The 842-nt window shown below is 50.5% G+C and carries 2 protein-coding genes; both read right to left on the minus strand.

Features of this window, described 5'->3' with window-relative positions; genetic code table 11:
- Positions 1 to 320 (minus strand): hypothetical protein (locus tag AC1RP4_RS07590; RefSeq protein WP_438451529.1); only part of this gene is annotated, 320 nt, incomplete at its 3' end.
- A 228-nt stretch (positions 321 to 548) separates the two neighbouring features.
- Positions 549 to 842 (minus strand): hypothetical protein (locus tag AC1RP4_RS07595; RefSeq protein WP_481763211.1); only part of this gene is annotated, 294 nt, incomplete at its 5' end.

An 842-nucleotide genomic window follows, 5' to 3' on the forward strand; every position in this document is an offset into this window, starting at 1 on the left:
GCATACGAGTTGTCCTTAGTGACCGGCACATCCGCCACAGCTAGTGCAAACAGCATGTTAGTGCTGGTGTACAGCCCAACTTCTCCGAACTGCTGAAGGAATGTCAAATCCTTAGGAAGAAGAATGGAGTACCGAAGCACGTTACCGTTTATCACGTCGCCGGGACTAAGGAGTCCTGTTGATACCAGAGTTCCGTGTATGTCGGTATCACTGGCTGTAGGCACATATCCAGTACCAGTGCCCAGCTTGTAGCTAGTAGGTCTGATTGAGGGATTCGATGCCAGCGCATCACGTGCCGCATTCGTTATCTGGAAATACATTTTGTCATCCTATATAAACCGATATCAGGCGTCGCTTAATGATAAGGGGTGGATCGGTTATTGCTTCCATCCACACTTTATTGATTCGCGTTGACGGCAGATTTCCTGTGTCGAGTCCGGTGACCACTTCCTGAAATACTTTGTTCACCGAAGTATTTCCAGTGGTGGTTGTGCTGGTTATAGCCTCTTGATATACCTTATTGACTTGTGTCGTGGATGTGGCCATCTTTAGTCACCTATACCAGCCTGCGCCGCGTTCAGGTTTGCTAGTGTCCATGCATTTCCCGCGCCATCCCTCGGAAATACTGAGGAATACAAAACATTCGATGCAACCAGAGTCTGCGGTGCGGATGTTGCGACGGTGCCTGCCGACTTCAACTTCGCGGTAACAGAGTGAGCGGCATCGGCTGCTGGGTTAGTGGCTTGCACATAAACCGTCACCGCGTCGATGGTGGTTGCCGGAGTGTACTGAAGTGCCGACATTTTATAGAGGTCCGAATTGCCGGTACCCGCATCCGAAAC

It is taken from the genome of Dellaglioa sp. CoH-56-MRSF-10, assembly GCF_056782175.1.